Source organism: Pseudomonas sp. 05N434 (assembly GCF_056396965.1).
Window position 1 is genome coordinate 1 of sequence record NZ_JBFTMK010000606.1, and the last position, 2,871, is coordinate 2,871.

At 60.3% G+C, this 2,871-nt stretch carries 3 protein-coding genes; all 3 read right to left on the reverse strand.

Going from position 1 to position 2,871, the window contains the following annotated elements:
* Positions 1-795, reverse strand: a 795-nt coding sequence (locus tag AC1DLB_RS26675) for an ABC transporter permease (RefSeq protein ID WP_477785977.1), incomplete at its 3' end; no start/stop codon positions are given.
* Between the two features lie 12 nt (positions 796-807).
* A complete protein-coding gene (locus tag AC1DLB_RS26680; RefSeq protein ID WP_018928863.1) occupies positions 808-2,055 on the reverse strand; it encodes an ABC transporter permease in 1,248 nt (415 codons plus the stop codon).
* A 120-nt stretch (positions 2,056-2,175) separates the two neighbouring features.
* On the reverse strand, positions 2,176-2,871 hold a 696-nt coding region (locus AC1DLB_RS26685; RefSeq protein ID WP_477785978.1), incomplete at its 5' end, for an extracellular solute-binding protein.

Sequence of the window (2,871 nt, forward strand, 5' to 3'; positions counted from 1 at the left end):
GCGCCCACGCAGCCATTCCAGGGTCAGCAACAGGATCACCGAGAATGCGATCAGCAGCGTCGCGGCAGCGGCGATTGTCGGGCTGAGGTTTTCGCGGATGCCGCTGAACATCTGCCGAGGCAAGGTCGCTTGTTCGGGACCGGCGAGGAACAGCGTCACCACCACTTCATCGAACGAGGTAGCGAAGGCAAACAGCGCACCGGAAATCACCCCCGGCGCAATCAACGGCAAGGTCACCCGGCGGAACGTCGTCAGCGGCGAAGCTCCCAGGCTGGCCGCGGCCCGCACCAGGTTCTGGTTGAACCCCTGCAAGGTCGCCGATACCGTGATGATCACGAACGGCACGCCCAGCACGGCGTGCACCACGATCAACGAGGTATAGCTGTTGCCGAACCCCAGTGGCGCGAAGGTCAGGTAACTGGCCACACCAATGATCACCACCGGCACCACCATCGGCGAAATCACCAGCGCCATCACCAGCGCCTTGCCCGGGAAGTCGCCACGGGTCAGGCCGATCGCCGCCAGCGTACCGAAGATCATCGCCAGCACGGTCGCTGCCGGAGCCACGATCATGCTGTTCTTCAACGAACGCATCCATTCCGCCGAGGCAAAGAAGTCCTGATACCAGTGCAGCGAGAAGCCTTGCAGCGGGTAGACCAGAAAACTCCCTGAGTTGAACGACAGCGGAATGATCACCAGCACCGGCAAGATCAGGAACAACAAAATCAAGCCGCAGAGAATCCGCAAGCTGTAGAACCACACCCGTTCGATGGGCGACATATAAGGACTCAGCATTTCACTCTCCCCTTAGCTCAGGCGCAGGCGACTGGCGCCCACCAGCCAGCTGTAAATCAGATAAAGCACCACGGTCGCCAGCAGCAACAGTCCACCGAGCGCGGTCGCCATGCCCCAGTTGATGCTGGTGTTGGTGTAGAAGGCGACGAAGTAACTGACCATCTGATCGTTCGGGCTGCCCAGCAACGCCGGGGTGATGTAGTAGCCGATGGCGAGGATGAACACCAACAGGCAACCGGCGCCAACACCGGCATAGGTCTGCGGGAAGTACACCCGCCAGAAACTGGCGAACGGGTGGCAGCCCAGGGAAATCGCCGCACGCATGTAAGTCGGCGAGATACCTTTCATCACGCTGTAGATCGGCAGAATCATGAACGGCAGCAGGATGTGCACCATCGAGATGTAGACCCCGGTGCGGTTGAACACCAGTTCCAGCGGCTTATCGATGACGCCCATGGCCATCAGGCCGCTGTTGATCAAGCCGCCCGATTGCAGCAACACGATCCACGCCGCGACCCGCACCAGAATCGAGGTCCAGAACGGCAACAGCACCAGAATCATCAGCAGGTTGCTTTGGCGCGAGGGCAGGTTCGCCAGCAGGTAGGCCAGCGGATAAGCAAGCACCAGGCAGATCATGGTGATGATCAGGCCCATCCAGAACGTACGGGCAAAGATGTCGAGGTAGATCGCCTGATCGGGAGTGGCCCGGGCCAGTTCGCCGAGGTCGTCGATACGGTGATCGACGGCGGCCAGCAGGTAATAAGGCGTCACGCCACTGGTGTTGCGGCGCACCACCTGCCAATAGGCCGGATCGCCCCAGCGTTCGTCGAGTCCTTCCAGCGCTTCTTTATAAGAAGCAGGCTCCGTGGCGAACGGCAAGGCGCGCGCGGTTTTGGTCAGCAGGCTGCGGTAGCCGGCCAACTCCATGTTCAAGCGCTTGGACAAATCACCCAAGGTCTGATTCTTGCGGGCTTCGGCGAGGTCTTCGCTGGCGGCCTTGTACACAGGCTCTGCCGGCAGGCCTCGGCCATCCCAACTGGCGATGGCTGCCACAGTGCGCGGCATCACGCCGACCACTTCCGGGTTACCGACGCTTTTGTAGAGCAGCGCCACGATCGGCACCAGGAACACCAGCAACAGAAACAGCACCAACGGCGCGATCAAGGCTTGTGCTTTCCAGCGGTTGATTCGCTCGGCGTGCTTTAGCCGCTGCTTCAAGGTGGGGTCGGTGCCCGCGTTCACGGGAACGGCGATAGCCATGGCGTACTCCGGAAATCTTTGATCGTTACAGAGGGTGGCACTCCATAACTGGGAGGCCACCTCTGTTCTTGTTAGCTACACATCAGCCCCTGTAGGAGAGGCAAGCCCACAGTGTTGTGGTTACTTGGCAGCCCAGGAATTGAAGCGCTGCTCCAGTTGCTCGCCGTTGTCAGCCCAGAAGCTGACGTCGATCTGCACCTGGTTGGCGATGTTTTCCGGGGTGGTCGGCATGTCTTTCAGGACATCCTTGGACAGCAATGGCACTGCCTGGGTGTTGGCCGGGCCGTAGGCGATGTTTTCCGAGTAGGTCTTCTGCTGTTGCGGCTGTACCGAGAAGGCGATGAATTTCTTCGCAGCTTCGGCACGGGTCTTGTCCAGACCTTTTGGAATCGCCCACGCGTCGAAGTCGTAGATGCCGCCGTTCCACACCACTTTCAGGTTGCTTTCTTTTTGTACCGCGGCGATCCGGCCGTTGTAGGCCGAGCTCATGACCACGTCACCGGAGGCGAGGTATTGCGGCGGTTGTGCGCCGGCTTCCCACCACTGGATGCTTGGCTTGAGTTCATCGAGTTTCTTGAACGCGCGGTCCTGGCCATCTTTGCCGGCCAGCACTTTGTAGACGTCTTTCGGCGCAACGCCGTCAGCCATCAGTGCGAATTCCAGGGTGTACTTGGCGCCTTTACGCAGGCCGCGCTTGCCCGGGAATTTCTTGGTGTCCCAGAAATCAGCCCAACTGGTCGGAGCGGTTTTCAGCTTGTCGGCGTTGTAGGCCAGCACGGTCGACCACACGAAGAAGCCCACGCCGCAAGGCTGGAT